This is a genomic window from Gelidibacter salicanalis (assembly GCF_016469035.1).
Lineage (GTDB): Bacteria > Bacteroidota > Bacteroidia > Flavobacteriales > Flavobacteriaceae > Gelidibacter > Gelidibacter salicanalis_A.
In genome coordinates this window covers 50,346-66,444 of the sequence record NZ_JAEHJZ010000025.1, presented here as the reverse complement: position 1 = coordinate 66,444, position 16,099 = coordinate 50,346, and the positions used below count along the sequence as shown (strand labels likewise).

Here is a 16,099-nt window from a genome sequence, read left to right as displayed (position 1 = left end):
AACCTTACCGATATAAAAACCATACTGAACAACTTAATATCTACGATCATGAACAAAAAAACATTTCTTCTTCTTATTGCAGCAGTGTCAGCTTTAGGAGGCCTATTATTTGGATACGATACTGGGGTTATCAATGGTGCCCAATTTTATTTGAGCAAATATTTTGACTTGAGTGATGCCATGAAAGGTTGGGTGGTAGGCAGTGCATTATTGGGCTGTTTTGTAGGCGCTATTATTGCAGGCCCTTTAAGTATAAAAATTGGTCGTAAATATTCGTTGATTATTTCTGCAGTTTTGTTTACACTTTCGGCGTGGGGTTCGGGTTTGCCTTCCTTTTTACCGGAATCAGTAACGCTTTTGGTTGTTTTTCGAATTATTGGCGGATTGGGTATCGGGATTGCTTCTATGAACGCACCCATGTATATTGCAGAGATAGCGCCTAGTGATATTAGGGGACGGATGGTGACGTATTACCAATTGGCTATTGTGATAGGGTTTTTTGTCGTGTTTTTAGCCACATATTTTATAGGCAATAATTTAACCGAGGCTGAGAACATTCAATTGGGATGGCGTAAGATGTTTTGGTCAGAATTGATACCGAGTGGTCTGTTTTTGATTTTATTATTTTTCGTTCCCAAAAGTCCGCGATGGTTAGCTTTAAAAGGGAGAAATGATGACGCTTTAATCGTTTTAAAGAAAATTCATGATGACGAGCAGGCCAACAAAGAGATTTTCCAGATTCAACAATCTCTAAAGGCAGATGATACTGGCTTGAAAGTCAATTATTTTTCTAAAGCAATTTTAACCATAATCATTATAGGCACGGTGTTCTCTATGTTACAGCAGTTTACAGGTATCAATGCGGTATTGTATTATGGGGCTGATATTTTTGAAAAAGCCTTAGGCTTTGGCAAGGCAGATGTTTTGAAACAACAAATTCTACTAGCTTTCGTAAATTTGGTATTCACTTTCGTAGCCATGTTTACGGTGGATAAGTTTGGAAGAAAACCATTAATTTATATTGGTGCTTTTGGCATGCTAGCAGGATTCTTATTATTAGGCATAACGCTGCAACAACAATCGGTTGGATTTTTATCCTTATTGGGTGTTTTGATTTTTATCGCCTCGTTTGCATTGTCCATGGGGCCTGTGGTGTGGGTGCTGCTTTCTGAAATGTTTCCCAATAAAATACGCAGTGTGGCCATGTCAGTTGCTGTAGCGGCGCAGTGGGCAGCTAATTATATGGTGTCTCAATCGTTCCCCATAGTAATGGGAAGCGAGGTCAATCATAGCGACACCTGGAACGGGTCGTTGCCATACTTTATTTTTATTGTGTTTATAGTCGTCATCGTTTTTGTGACCTATAAATTCATCCCTGAAACAAAAGGAAAAACATTAGAAGAAATTGAAGGGTTTTGGAAGAAGTAAGATGTTTATAATTGGTAGGTTTTAAGAATCAGGAAAGTGCGCATGTCACCTGAAATTTGAACTTTTTAGTTTGGAATTTGAAATTTCAACCTATATTGTATGTCATACTTAGGAAATCTTCAATTTTGAGAATTAAAACCATCATTTTTTCCATACAACTCTTGCTTTCATCCGCATTGATTGCTCAAGAGTTGCCTCCCATCATTACATATCAACCACAGCAATATGGCGCAGAAAACCAAAATTGGAGTATTTCTCAATCGTCTGAGCAATACATCTATGTAGCAAATAACAAAGGTCTCCTAGAATTTAATGGCGCTAAATGGCAATTATATCCTACACCAAATCAATCCGTGTTACGTTCAGTCAAAGTTATAGATGATCTGATTTATACAGGATGTTATATGAACTTTGGGTATTGGAAGCGGAATGCATTTGGTAGTTTAAACTATACCTCAATCTCTGATGAACTGGAAATACCGCTTATTGAAGACGAGCAGTTTTGGAATATTTTAGCGATGGACCATTACGTGCTTTTTCAGTCTTTGAATAGAATTTATATATATGATTTAGAAAATAATAGTTATAAAGTCATCGATAACCAGAGTACAATTACCAAGATTTTCAGGGTAAACGATACGATATACTATCAGGGTTTTGGAGAAGGAGTTTATAAAATAGAAAGCGGCCAATCCATCTTGTTGATAGATAATGAGATTCTCAAGACGAATGTTATCGTCAATATGTTCAACCATAATGGAAATCTTTTGATAGAAACCCAAGAGCAGGGATTTTATAAATGGAAAGATGAAAAATTAACGGATTGGGATATATCCGCCAAAGCAATGATTGACACTTTGAGCGTGTACAATAGTATCAGGCTTAAAAATGGCGATTTTATTTTGGGAACAATTTCTAATGGTTTAGTTTATTTAAATAGCTCTGGCGATTTTGTCTATAAAATTGATCAAGCAGATGGGCTTTCAAACAATACGATACTATCATTATTTGAAGATAGCAATAACAATATTTGGCTTGCTTCAGACAATGGGATCAACTGTATCAACATGACATCAGCCTTGAGTATTTATAATGATAAAAAGGGCGATTTGGGTACAGTGTACACGTCCATACTTTATGATGGTAAACTGTATTTAGGCACTAACCAAGGTCTTTTTTATAAAGTAATGGCGTCAAATGATCGCTTTAAGTTTATTGAAGGCACCAAAGGACAGGTGTGGAGTTTAAAGGCCATAGGAGACACTCTTTTTTGTGGACATAATTTAGGAACTTTTGTGGTGAAGGATGATCAGGTACAACTGGTAGCCTCAATTCCGGGAACTTGGGACATTCAGCCTTTTCTCGACAATGAAAATCTTGTTATTCAGGGTAATTACGGTGGACTTCATGTATTACACAGGCAAAATGGAGCATGGTCATTTAGAAATAAATTAGAAGGATTTGATATTTCGTCCAAATACTTTGCTAGTGTTGATGCCAATAAATTATTAGTGAGCCACGAATACAAAGGTGTTTTTGAAATTACAACTGATAATGATTGGACCAAAGTGCAATCGGTTATAAAAGATACTTCTGTAGAAAAAGGTTTTGGCTCAAGTTTAGTAAACTATTTGGATAAAATCCTATATGCTTATGAAAACGGAGTATTTGTCTATGATAAACAAGAAAATAAATTTGAAAAGGATAGCTTGTTGAGTACAATGTTCTCGTCTGGAGAATATACTTCAGGTAAATTGATTTCAGACATCCAACATGATAAACTATGGGGTTTTTCACAGAAAAATATTTCATACGTATCTCCAGGAAAATTTAGTGAGCAGCCCATTATTACGAGAATTCCGCTGCCAAAATCGCTCAGAAAGGAAATGGTAGGCTATGAGACGATTTCATTTTTGTCAGATGACACCTATCTTTTTGGCACATCTTCAGGTTATATTATAATTGATATCAATAAAATTGATCTTAAATCTTATGACGTTGCCATCAATTCCATAGCCAATTATGCCATTAACGGAGAGGCATTTTCTGTAGATGTAACAGAACCTTCCCATTTTAAGACTAATCAAAATAACCTTCAGTTTAATTATAGCGTGGCGGAGTACTATAAGTATTTAGAGGCAGAATACCAGTATAAACTTATTGGTTATTATGATGAATGGAGTCCATGGTCTTCACAGTCTTCGGTATTGTTTAAAAACTTACCACATGGTGAATACACTCTTAAGGTGCGTTCTAAAGTAGGTGATAAATTATCCAATAACGAAGCAATCTATGAATTTGAAATCGCTAAGCCGTGGTATATTTCTAATTTAATGATCTTTCTATATATCATAATCTTAATCGTTTTAGGTGTTTTGGTCCATTATATTTATAAACGTTATTATAAAAAACAGAAGGAGAAATTGATCTTAAAAAATAAGCGTGACATAGATTTAAGGGAGCTGGAGAGCGAACAACAATTAATGCAGCTCAAAAATGAAAAGCTACATCAGGATATAGAAAACAAAAACAGGGAATTGGCAATTTCCACAATGAGTCTGATTAAAAAGAATGAATTCCTGAATCAAATCAAGGAAGAACTCAAAAACACAAACGATCAGGCCAGTGTGAAGCCAGTGATCAAGATTATTGACAAGAACATAAATACTACAGATGATTGGAAGTTTTTTCAGGAAGCTTTCGACAATGCAGACAAAGATTTCTTAAAAAAGATAAAAAGTAAGCATCCCAAACTAACGCCCAATGATCTGAAACTCTGTGCTTATTTACGACTTAATCTGTCCTCCAAAGAAATAGCACCTTTATTGAACATTTCCCACAGAAGTGTAGAGGTAAAACGTTACAGATTGCGTAAAAAGATGGATTTACCTCACGAAGCGAGCTTAACAAATTACATCTTGGATTTGTAAAGCCACAACAACTTTTAAAGTAACCTATACATTACCACAACAATTGTGCTTTTCAGCCCAACTATCTCGTTGTAGTTGCAGAAAATAAAAACAGTGGTGTATACGGGTATACTTGACAAATCTTAAAATTTTCTTAAAAAAAAACCTGAAAATCTGCGCTGTATGTTCATTGTCGTGGTCATATTTCCTGATCTCGCAACTTGTTTGTTTAAGTTTATCAAATAAAGTTTTAAACTATGATAACAAAATTTCTCTCTTTTTTATTACTTCTATCTACAACAATATCCTTTGCACAATCTATTAGTGTTAATGGTACAGTTAAGGATTTGGGAAGCGGACAACCGCTTCCTGGAGTAAATGTGATTGTAAAGAATACATCTAAAGGGGTCTCTACAGACTTTGATGGCAACTTTACAATTCAGGACATCAACGTCAACTCAATTTTGGTTTTTTCTTATGTAGGATATAAAAATCAGGAAGTTGTAGTTACAAATGGCCAACCATTAATTATCAATTTAATTGAAGATGCTGAGGCTCTTGATGAAATTGTCGTGATTGGGTATGGTACGCAAAAAGTCACCAATGTTTCTGGCGCTATTTCTACAGTAAAATCAGAAGCTATTGAACGATTAAAACCAACAAGAATTGAAGAGGCTCTTCAAGGGAATGCCTCAGGTGTTGCGGTTATTCAAAGTGGTGCACCAGGCAGCAAACCAACTGTATTAGTGCGTGGTATTCCATCATTTACAGGTACAGAGCCTGTAGTGATTATAGATGGTGTACCTCAGAGTTTAGATGATTTAAATTCAATAAACTCAGCAGACATTCAATCGCTAAACATCTTAAAAGATGCTGCTTCAACGGCTATATATGGTGTTAAAGGTGGTAATGGTGTCATTGTGGTGACCACTAAAAGCGGTAGAAACAATGAAAAAACTGAATTTTCATTTAATACATATACCGGTATTCAATCTGTAGATAGAAATATTGGTCTTTTAAACGCTTCTGAATATGCTGCTATTATTAATGAAGGTAGTGTGGTCTCTGGAGGCAACCTTATATTCCCAGATATTTCTACTTTAGGAGTCGGTACTAATTGGCAAGATGAAATTTTTAAAGATGCCCAAATATCGTCCTACACACTTTCTGCTAGAGGTGGTTCAGAAAAAGTTGGTTATTTCTTATCTACTGGATATTTAAGTCAAGGTGGTATAGTAGGTGGTGTTGATAAATCTAATTTTAATAGATTGAATATCACGGCGAATATAGATTTTCAATTATCTTCTAAATTAAAATTTATAATTAACACTAGTTACGCCAACATTAAAGGTAAAACAATTGCAGAAAATTCATTTAATTCAATTCTTGGTAATGCTATAAATTTTGATCCAACAGTATCGCCATATAATTCAGATTCTAATGATTTTGCAACTTTTGGTTATAGTAATTTATTGTTGTCTGAAATATTTAATCCAGTTCAGAGATTGCAGGATACTTATAATGAGAGTAATGGTGATAAGTTGTATGGTAAACTAGAGCTTCAATATGACCTATTGGATAATCTTAAAATTACTTCACGTTTTGGTTACACTAAATGGGATCAAGTAAGCAAAAGCTTTTCGCCATTGGCGTATTATGGTCCTAATAATGTTTCCAGTGATTATAATACTGATGGCACAGTTAAAACACAAGAGGTTGATAATGGTGACGGAACTACAAGTATAATACCTTCGTTTCATAACAGTGTTACTGAAAGGGAAGAATCCAATTTTAATTATACGTTTGAAACTTTTGCGAGTTATGGATTTGTTTTAAATGACCAACATAATTTTGATATTGTATTAGGGATATCTCGTAGTAAATCTACCGGCGATGAGATTGGTACGACAAGACAAGATGTTAGGGACAACTCTTGGGCATGGGCAGATATAAGTTCTGCTACGGGTGTCAATACAAAATTAAATACCAATGCATACACAGGATATAGTAGCCAAGATTTGGAACGAAGAAATTTATCTTACTTCAGCAGGGTTAACTATGATTTTGAAGGTAAGTATTTAGCTTCGTTTTCTGCACGACGCGATGGTTCAATAGCTTTTGGTAAAGATAATAAGTTTGCAAATTTTTACGCAGGGTCTTTAGGTTGGGTACTAACTAATGAAGATTTCTTTAAATCTAATGCCATCAATTTCTTAAAAATTAGAGGGAGTTATGGTACCGTTGGTAATGAAATTGTTGACCCACAATATGTGAGTATTACAGTTGGTGGTCCGAGTTATAATCAAACAGCGAATAGTAATGGCTATACTTTTGGGACTGAATTTGTTTCTGGAGCAACTGTAAATTCATTCAATAACCCTTTTCTTAGTTGGGAAGAACAGACGCAGTACAACATCGGTTTTGATGCTACTGTATTAAACAATTTATCATTAACTGTTGATTATTTCAATAAATCTGTAGAAGGTTTATTATTTACAGAAGCACCGCCACTTTACGCTGGGACTTCTGAACCGGTACAATCTAATATTGGAAGCACTGAAAGTAAGGGTATTGACTTAACTCTAGGGTATAATAATAGTAGCACTAAGGATTTTAGATTTAATACCTCAGTCACCTTTACAACTTCAAAAAACCTAGTAACAGAAACAAATAATGATGGTACTGCATTTGTTGCTGGGGGCTCTTATTTTAATGGTCAAAGCCAATTTGCAACACGTTTCGAAAAAGGCTTTACGCCAGGTTATTTTTACGGGTACCAAACTAATGGCTTATTTCAAAACCAGGCTGAAATTGATGCTCATGCAACACAAACAGGAGCACAACCAGGAGATATTCGTTATGTAGATGGTAACAATGACGGTGTTATAAACGATGAAGATAAAACTAAAATTGGAGATCCGTTTCCAACTTTTACTATAGGATGGAATTTGGGGTTTGATTATAAAAACATTGATTTTAGCATGTTTACGTATGCATCAGTAGATAATGATATCTATAGAGCTTATGAACGAAATGCACAGTTTACTAACAAAGATCGAAGTATTTTAAATAGATGGACTGGAGAAAATACGACTAATGATGCCGCAAACCCACGTTATACTTTTGCAGATACAAATAGTAATATCAGACCCTCTGATAGATATGTGGAAGATGGGAGTTTTATAAAAATTAAAAGTTTGATTTTAGGCTATTCATTACCAAAAAGTTTTAGCTCAGGTTTTAGTAAAGTCCGCATCTATGCCCAAGCTAAAAATCTATTAACTCTTACTGAATATACAGGTTCTGATCCAGAGATTTCTGGTGGTATTTTGGATACAGGTATCGATAGAGGTGCTTATCCACAAGCAAGAACATTTTTAATTGGTTTAGACCTTAAATTTTAACATCTAAAATAAATTAGTATGAAAAATATAAAAAATAATTTCGGGTTAATTATCATACTTTCAATCTTTTTGGGTTGTTCAGATGTGGTTGAATTTGATCCTCATGATGAGTATCAGGTTACTGAAGTAGATTATCTGCAAACAGAGGCAGATTATCAAACCATGGCAGTTAGTTGTTATACGCCAACACAATGGTTAAACCAGGTAATTGTTGTTGGGGATGTTTCTTCAGACAATTCTGTGGCTGGTGGCGAAAACGCTTCGGATGTTATTGCCTATCAACAAATGGATGATTATGCTATTTTGACTAACAATAGCATATTACAGGATTTATGGACTTCTGCCTATGAAGGTGTTAATAGAACTAATTATTTAATAGGTTATAAAGATGTCAACCTTTTAGGTAATACTGTAAATTTTGAAGGTAAAGAAGCACTTTATGGAGAGATTCATTTTTTAAGAGCTTTTTATTATTTCAATTTGGTAAAAATGTTTGGTGATGTGGTTCTGTTTACGGATCATAAACTAGGCCTATCTGATTTTGGAACTTTGCAGAGATCTCCAAAAGCTGAAGTTTATGCTCAAATGGAAATGGATTTAATTCAAGCCATTAATGTGTTACCAACAGTACAATCACAACAAGGACGTATAACAAAATATGCAGCTCAGGCTTTACTTGGTAAAGTGTATTTGTACCAAGAAAAATTCAATGAGGCAGTTCCTGTCCTTCAAAGTGTCGTGGATGGGCCGTTCAGTTTAGTGTCCAATTTTGATAACATCTTTTTATTGGAAGGTGAAAATGGTTCAGAATCTGTTTACGAAGTTCAGTATTCTAACGGTCAGCCTTACTATAATTGGGGAGGTGCTACAAGAGGTCAAGGAAATTATGCCGTGCAGCAGAATGGTGTTAGGGGCTTTAATGGTTCAGCAAACATGCCATTCAATTCAGGATGGAGTACAAACCTACCTACTCAAGATTTAGCCAATGCTTACGCAGAAGGAGATCAAAGAAAAGCCGCTACAACTTTTGATGTTGAGGCTTATGCTAATAATAATCCTAGTTTAAATGTGTCTTATCAAGTTGCACCTTTTAAAAATACAGGATTATATAATAAAAAGTATTTGCCAAGAAAAGGGCAAACTAGTGGACAAGTAGAATTGAATTACGAGAACAACCAGCGTACCATCCGTTATTCTGAAGTGTTGTTAATGGCAGCAGAGGCAAACTTAAGAGCATCAACTGCAAACCAAGCTTTAGCACAATCCTATTTAGACAGAGTACGTGATAGAGCATTCAGAAACCAAAATAATAGAGTTACAGCTACAGTTCAAACAGTTTGGGATGAAAGACGATTAGAATTGGGTATGGAAGGTGATCGTTTTTTCGATTTGGTAAGAACCGGACAAGCTACTAACGTATTAGGAGGTTTAGGATATAATTCGGCAACATTAGGACTTTTTCCAATTCCTCAAAGAGAAATAGATATCTCTAGGTTGTCTCAAAATGAAGGGTATTAAAAAATAGATATATGAAAACAGTAAAATACATATTTAGTTTATGTTTTATAGTGTTAGCAATTTACAGTTGCTCACAGGATGATGATAATGCAGATTTTGTTGAGGCCATTGCAGCGCCATCAAACGTCTCAGCATCGGTAACTGTAACACAAGATAACACTGGTTTGGTTACCATTACACCAACTGGAGAAGGTGCTGTTAGTTTTAATGTCGCTTTTGGAGATAATTCAGATCCATCAGGGACGATAGTTACTGGTAAAAGTTTGAAACACATTTATGAAGAAGGTACCTATACAGCAATTATAACTGCCAATGGACTTAATGGACTTACAACCACCGTTAATCAAGACATAGTGGTATCCTTTAAAGCGCCTCAAAATTTGATGGTAACCATTGAAAATGATGGAACACTATCCAAAACCGTTAATATTTTGGCATCCGCTGATTTCGCCTTAAGTTATAATGTCGATTTTGGTGACGGAAGTGATCTTCTTATGTCAAATATAAATGAGACAACATCTTATACCTATCAAGATGGAGGAACTTACACCATTACAGTTACTGCGTTTAGTGCTGCTATTGAAACAGCATCATATACTGAAGAATTTGAGGTCACCGAGATTTTACAGCCTTTAAAAGCTGCGCCAGCGCAACCTAATAGAGCTGCAACTGATGTTATTTCAATTTACAGTGATAGTTATCAAAATATTGCTGGTACTGATTTTTACCCAAATTGGGGTCAAACAACTACCTATAATGAAATTGCAATCAATGGAAATAACAGCATTCAATATGGCAATTTAAACTATCAAGGAATTCAGTTTGGCGCTACGGCAGACGCTTCTCAAATGGAGTTTTTACATATTGATGTATGGACTGCTGATGAAAACATGGCCCTTGATATTTTTCCAATAAGTATTGCAACCGGAGAAAAATTTGTTCAAAAAAATCCTGTGGCAGGACAATGGAACAGTTATAACATTCCATTATCTGATTTTACCAGTCAAGGTCTTTCCATGGCTGATATACATCAATTTAAGTTTGTTGGAACGCCTTCAGGTGGTACTGTTTTTATTGACAACCTATATTTTTATAAAGCCGCTTCGGGGACTACTAGTGCTATGATTCAAAATTTTGAAGGCGCTACACCAACATTTACAACCTTTGGAAATATTGCCGATACGCAAGTTGTTGCCAATCCGGATGCGTCAGGGATTAATACGACCAGCAAGGTTGCAAAATTATCCAAAACAAGCGGGTCTGAAGTTTGGGCAGGGACTTTCTTTGAAATTGCAAGCCCTTTGGACTTAGTATCCTTTAATAAAATTAGTGTTAAAACATGGTCACCAAAAGTTGGTGCTGTAGTGAAACTAAAACTTGAAAATCAAGATGCAAGCATTGTTCACGAAGTCGATTTAAATACGGCTGTGGCAAACAATTGGGAGGAACTTATATATGATTTTAGTGCGGCCCCAACTGCAGATTACGTTAGAATCGTTATTTTCTTCGATTTTGGCAACGCAGGCACTGGAGCAGATTACTACTATGATCAAATACAATTGGTAAATAATTCAGGAGCTTCAGTTCCTGTAACATTACAAAACTTTGAGGGAGATGCGCCAGCATTTACAACATTTGGCAATATTGCTGATGTAGAAATTATAGCAAATCCTGATGCTTCAGGCATTAATATGTCTAATAAAGTAGCGCAATTGACAAAAACTTCAGGATCTGAAGTTTGGGCAGGATCTTTTTTTGAAACAAGCACTGTGGATTTGACAAATTACAGCCAAATTAGAGTTAAAACCTGGTCGCCAAAACGAGGTGCTGTTGTGAAGTTAAAATTGGAAAATGTAGATGCCAGCATTGTTCATGAGGTCGATTTAAACACAACAGTCGCAAATGCATGGGAAGAACTACGCTATGATTTTAGTGAGGCTCCTGTGGCAGATTATGTAAAAGTGGTCATCTTTTTCGATTTTGGAAATGTAGGAGATGGTTCAACATATTATTATGATGATTTCGCTTTAATTAATTAAGATAATATAACAGCATTTTAAATAAAGAGATAATGAAAAATTTTAAAACTATATGCTTCTATTTTATGGCACTCACTGCGTTCGCAGTTGTAAGTTGTCAAGAAGACGATGTTTCCATAGGAGATATTATAGCACCATCAGATTTACAAGTACAGGCAGAAATTGTTGGAAAGGATACCGATAACCCTTTTGGTGATGGAAGTGGTGTTGTTAAGTTTTCTGCCAGCGCTAAAAATGCATTAACCTTTAAGTTTGTCACTCCTGAAAGTCAGCAATTAGCACCCAATGGTGTCGCTTCAATACCTTTTACCAGTGCAAATTCTGGAATTTTCACGTATCAAGTTGCAGTAGTTGCCTATGGAACTGGCGGTATTTCAACGTCAACCACAATAGACGTGGAGGTTTTTGTTGACTATACACCTCCAGCGGATTTACTACAAAAATTATTTGGAGATGGTAGCAAGACTTGGCGTATTAAGTCGGAAAAAGCTGGTCATTTTGGACTTGGTCCTGTTGGTGGAAATATTCCTGCTGAATGGTATGGCGCTGGTCCTGAGGAAAAAGCTGGTGTAGGCATGTATGATGATCGCTATATTTTTAATAGTGATGGCACTTTTACACATATAACGAATAATAACAATGATGATCCAACAACTGATGCAAGCGGCACCGTCTTTGGCCGTAAAGGTTTAATTGATGAATTAAACGGTCCTGGTGGCACAGCTGACGGTGATGATATATTTAATTATCCATATAACGATTATACTAATAATTATCAAATTAGTGCACCAGGTGGAGCAGAGACTATCACATTATCTGGAACTGGTTTTATAGGTTATTATACAGGAGGTTCACATCAATATAGAATTTTTGATAGATCTGTTCCAAATGAATTGATTTTGACTACAGCAGATGGTAATGGCAGTTTTAATTGGTGGTTTATCATAACTTCCGAAGAGCCAGCGACAGCTATGGATGAATTTACTACAATATTTAATACACTAATTTGGGAAGATAACTTCAACACCAATGGTGCTCCAAATCCTGCCAATTGGACTTATGATTTAGGAACAGGCAGCAACGGTTGGGGAAATAACGAATCACAAAGTTACACAGATAGCCCTAGTAATATAATAGTGGAGGATGGTAGCTTAAAGATTACGGCAAAAGCTGAGAATGGAAATTATACATCCTCAAGAATTAAAACCGAAAACTTATTTGAATTTACTTATGGTAGAGTCGAGGTGAGAGCCAAACTCCCGAAAGGTGCTGGTACTTGGCCAGCAATTTGGATGTTAGGTGCAAATTATGATACTAATGCCTGGCCTGCTAGTGGTGAAATTGATATTATGGAACATGTAGGTAATGATCAAAATACGATTCATTCTACCTTGCATTTTCCTGGAAATTCAGGAGGTAACGGCGTAACAGAAAGCACTACTGTTGCTACAGCATCAACGGAGTTTCATATTTACAGTGTGGAATGGACTGCGGATTTTATTAAATTTTTAGTGGATGATACCGTTTATCACACCTTCCCAAATACCGCAGCAAAGCCTTTCAATGCTGATTTCTTTTTAATCTTGAATGTGGCTATGGGCGGAAATTTTGGAGGTACGATTGACCCAGCCTTTACGGCATCAACATTAGAAATCGATTATGTAAAAGTATTCCAATAGATGAAAAATTTAGTAACATATTTAGCCTTTTCCGTTATTATAAGTAGCATGATTTCATGTGGCGAAGCAAAGGCTCGTAGTACGAAGCAAAATTCAGTTTTTTCAGAGGTAAAAGATTCTATCGCCATTAAGGTAGATGCACTATTGGCAAAAATGACCATAGAAGAAAAAATTGGACAAATGAACCAATATAATGGCTTTTGGGATGTTACAGGACCAGTACCTCAAAATGGTGACGCCGCTCAAAAGTATGAACATTTAAAAAAAGGTTGGGTGGGCTCAATGCTCAACGTTAAAGGTGTTACGGATGTACGAAAAGTTCAAAAAATAGCGGTTGAAGAAACCCGACTAGGAATTCCGTTGATTATCGGTTTTGATGTCATTCATGGTTATAAAACAATTAGTCCAATTCCGCTTGCTGAAGCTGCAAGTTGGGATTTGGAAGCCATAAAGTTATCGGCACAAGTAGCCGCAGAAGAGGCTGCTGCATCAGGAATCAATTGGACTTTCGCGCCTATGGTTGATATTTCTCGAGATGCACGCTGGGGGCGTGTCATGGAAGGTGCAGGAGAAGATCCCTATTTAGGTTCCTTAATCGCTAAAGCGAGGGTTCAAGGTTTCCAAGGTGATGACTTAGCTTTGGCCAATACTATTGCCGCTTGCGCAAAACATTTTGTAGGCTACGGATTTCCCGAAGATGGGAAAGATTATAATACTGTTGATGTGGGTACATCAACATTGTACAATATCATCTTACCACCATTTAAAGCCGCCAAAGAAGCTGGAGCAAGAACTTTTATGAATGCTTTTAATGAGCTTAATGGTATTCCTGCAACGGGTAATGCTTTTCTGCAACGAGATATTTTAAAAGGTGAATGGAATTTTGATGGTTTTGTAGTGACAGACTGGGGTTCTATAAATGAAATGATTGCCCACCGCTATGCTGAAAATCGGAATATGGCTGCTGAGATAGCTATCAAAGCTGGTGCTGATATGGATATGGAATCTTACGCTTACGTTAATGAGCTTGCAACACTTGTAAAAGAAGGTAAGGTTGACGAGGCTTTGATAGATGATGCCGTTAAGCGAATTTTAAGAGTGAAATATGAATTGGGACTTTTTGAGGACCCTTATAAATATTGTAACGAAGCGGTTGAAAAAGAAGTCATCGGAAGTAAAAGAATTATGGATGCCGTTCTAGATATGGCTAAAAAATCTATAGTCCTTCTTAAAAATGAGAACAACCTTCTACCACTAAAGAAGAATGGACAAAAAATTGCCGTGATTGGTGCTTTAGCTGATGACACTACGAGTCCGTTAGGAAGCTGGCGCATTGCTGCTGATGACGGTACTGCCGTATCTGTATTGGAAGGATTAAAAGCGTATAAGGGCAATACCATAACTTATGAAAAAGGCGCAGATGTGGTCACGGGCGAAACCCTCTTTCCTAAAGAATTGACCATCAATGTGTCTGAGAAAAGCGGATTTGCTGCGGCGGTTTCTGCTGCAAAAAGCGCAGATGTGGTCATCATGGTTTTGGGAGAACATGGTTTGCATTCTGGTGAGGGTAGAAGTCGTTCTGAAATTGGTCTTACAGGTGTTCAGCAAGAATTATTGGAAACGGTTTATAAAGCCAATAAGAATATTGTATTGGTACTCAATAATGGCAGACCTTTAACGATAAATTGGGCAGATGCACATATTCCAGCTATAGTTGAAGCCTGGCATTTAGGAACTCAAAGTGGCCACGCCATAGCTCAAGTACTTTATGGCGATTATAATCCGAGCGGTAAATTACCGATGACCTTTCCTAAAAATGTGGGTCAAGTGCCCATTTATTACAATCATAAAAGTACAGGTAGACCTACAATACCTGCACCAGGTGAAGTGTTTTGGTCACATTATACAGATGTAAGTAATGCACCATTGTACCCTTTTGGATATGGATTGAGCTACACCACATTTGAATACAGTGATCTTAAAGTAAATGTAACTTCAAATACTACTGTTACCGTTTCTGTCAATCTGACCAATACGGGTAACGTTAAAGGTAAAGAAGTGGCGCAATTATATATAAGAGATGAATTTGCTAGCGTGACACGACCAGTAAGAGAGTTGAAAGGATTTGAATTAGTAGAATTACAACCAAATGAAACTAAAACTATAACCTTTAACTTAACAGATCAGGAATTAGGATTTTATAATAACAACGGAAAATTTAGTGTTGAACCAGGAACCTTTAGCATTTTTGTTGGAGGTAGTTCTGACGCCACCTTAACCTCTCAATTCGAATTATGATGAATACTTTAAGGATACTTTGTGTTCTCTTTCTTATCACGTTGACTGTCCAATCTCAAGAACTCATTTTTGAAGAGCACTTTAATGGAGATGCTTTAGATGCTACCGTTTGGAATTATGAATTGGGAGATGGCTGTCCAAATTTATGTGGATGGGGAAATAATGAGCGTCAAATATACACGCAAGACAATGTGAAAATACAAAATGGATATCTCGTTATTACTGCCGCATATGATGGTGCGACTTACACATCAGGAAAAATAAATACAAAAGATAACATTGAATTTCAATATGGGACCGTTGAGGTTCGCGCCAAATTGGCCGTAGGGAAAGGAATTTGGCCTGCCATTTGGATGTTGGGGAGCAATATTTCAGAAGTGGGTTGGCCAAGGTCTGGTGAAATCGATATTATGGAATATGTTGGTAAACATCCACATGAAATTCATACCACGCTGCACACGCCTGACAGCCATGGACAATCCATAAATACAAAGATAACCACCTCAGAAAACATTGAAGAGGGCTTCCATCTGTATAAGGCACATTGGACCAAAGATTTTATTAAGTTTTATATTGATGACGCACTGGTATATACGTTTTCACCAGAAGTAAAAGACGAAAATACGTGGCCTTTTGATCACCCTTATTATCTCATTTTAAATTTGGCTATTGGTGGCAATTTTGGTGGTCCAGAAGTAGACGATACGATCTTCCCGCAACAATTTTTAATAGACTATGTTAAAATTTATAAATAATTGAAACACTAATACATGTGCTAACATAGCTTATTATATAAAAAGAGTGTATTTTTATCCCTTGTACTC

8 protein-coding genes are annotated in these 16,099 nt (G+C 36.3%); all 8 read left to right on the top strand.

Annotated elements, in window-relative coordinates; all coding sequences use genetic code 11:
* Window positions 1–48 precede the first annotated feature (48 nt).
* Complete coding sequence (locus JEM65_RS10730) at window positions 49–1,428, top strand: sugar porter family MFS transporter (RefSeq protein ID WP_199599249.1); 1,380 nt, start codon at window positions 49–51, stop codon at window positions 1,426–1,428.
* A gap of 125 nt (window positions 1,429–1,553) precedes the next feature.
* Entirely contained in the window at window positions 1,554–4,358 is a 2,805-nt protein-coding gene (locus JEM65_RS10725) for a triple tyrosine motif-containing protein (RefSeq protein WP_233530614.1), read from the top strand.
* A gap of 236 nt (window positions 4,359–4,594) precedes the next feature.
* The gene (locus tag JEM65_RS10720) at window positions 4,595–7,741 is read left to right on the top strand and encodes a SusC/RagA family TonB-linked outer membrane protein (protein ID WP_199599248.1); all 3,147 of its coding nucleotides are present in this window, start codon (window positions 4,595–4,597) and stop codon (window positions 7,739–7,741) included.
* 18 nt (window positions 7,742–7,759) lie between these two features.
* Complete coding sequence (locus JEM65_RS10715; RefSeq protein ID WP_199599247.1) at window positions 7,760–9,259, top strand: RagB/SusD family nutrient uptake outer membrane protein; 1,500 nt, start codon at window positions 7,760–7,762, stop codon at window positions 9,257–9,259.
* Between the two features lie 11 nt (window positions 9,260–9,270).
* Entirely contained in the window at window positions 9,271–11,298 is a 2,028-nt protein-coding gene (locus JEM65_RS10710; RefSeq protein ID WP_199599246.1) for a PKD domain-containing protein, read from the top strand.
* 32 nt (window positions 11,299–11,330) lie between these two features.
* Window positions 11,331–12,977: a glycoside hydrolase family 16 protein gene (locus tag JEM65_RS10705; RefSeq protein ID WP_199599245.1), complete on the top strand. Its 1,647-nt coding sequence runs from the start codon at window positions 11,331–11,333 to the stop codon at window positions 12,975–12,977.
* Window positions 12,978–15,275 (top strand): beta-glucosidase BglX, encoded by a 2,298-nt coding sequence (gene bglX, locus JEM65_RS10700; RefSeq protein ID WP_199599244.1) that lies wholly within the window; start codon window positions 12,978–12,980, stop codon window positions 15,273–15,275.
* A complete protein-coding gene (locus JEM65_RS10695; RefSeq protein ID WP_306465088.1) occupies window positions 15,272–16,030 on the top strand; it encodes a glycoside hydrolase family 16 protein in 759 nt (252 codons plus the stop codon). The genes bglX and JEM65_RS10695 overlap by 4 nt, the downstream gene beginning before the upstream one ends.
* Window positions 16,031–16,099: the final 69 nt, after the last annotated feature.

What these genes read in the sequence shown, in the direction of transcription:
- JEM65_RS10730 (WP_199599249.1), top strand. Translation starts at nt 49, where the DNA reads ATGAACAAAAAAACATTTCTTCTTCTTATTGCAGCAGTGTCAGCTTTA.
- JEM65_RS10720 (WP_199599248.1), top strand. Translation starts at nt 4,595, where the DNA reads ATGATAACAAAATTTCTCTCTTTTTTATTACTTCTATCTACAACAATA.
- JEM65_RS10715 (WP_199599247.1), top strand. Translation starts at nt 7,760, where the DNA reads ATGAAAAATATAAAAAATAATTTCGGGTTAATTATCATACTTTCAATC.
- JEM65_RS10710 (WP_199599246.1), top strand. Translation starts at nt 9,271, where the DNA reads ATGAAAACAGTAAAATACATATTTAGTTTATGTTTTATAGTGTTAGCA.
- JEM65_RS10705 (WP_199599245.1), top strand. Translation starts at nt 11,331, where the DNA reads ATGAAAAATTTTAAAACTATATGCTTCTATTTTATGGCACTCACTGCG.
- bglX (WP_199599244.1), top strand. Translation starts at nt 12,978, where the DNA reads ATGAAAAATTTAGTAACATATTTAGCCTTTTCCGTTATTATAAGTAGC.
- JEM65_RS10695 (WP_306465088.1), top strand. Translation starts at nt 15,272, where the DNA reads ATGATGAATACTTTAAGGATACTTTGTGTTCTCTTTCTTATCACGTTG.